Annotated in this window: 1 protein-coding gene; it reads right to left on the bottom strand. The window is 40.7% G+C overall.

Translation table 11 applies throughout. The features are described from left to right. Positions 1-280 (bottom strand): hypothetical protein (locus tag QQK25_RS25035; protein ID WP_498027258.1); only part of this gene is annotated, 280 nt, incomplete at both ends.

The following is a 280-nucleotide window of genomic DNA, read 5'->3' as shown; positions in this document are numbered from 1 at the left end:
CATCACAAGGAAAACTATAACCGAAATCCTTTTTATCTGGCATTAACTTGGAACCACGCGCATCTAAAGCACCTTTTACTAAGATCAAGGTAGTGGTATGTAAACCTAGAGCAATAGCATGATGAACCAAAAAGTCTCCCGGACCTATTGTTAAGAATAATGAATTACTATTCTCATTAACAGCATTTAACCACCCAGGTAACCATATGCTTCGACCCGCATTGAAGGCTGGACCATTCGTGGAAGATAAGAGTACATCGAACCCGTATGAAGTCTTCCC

The organism is Zoogloea oryzae (assembly GCF_030161255.1).
GTDB lineage: Bacteria > Pseudomonadota > Gammaproteobacteria > Burkholderiales > Rhodocyclaceae > Zoogloea > Zoogloea oryzae.
Note: the sequence above shows the minus strand (reverse complement) of the source record. Positions and strands in the feature narration are given on the sequence as shown.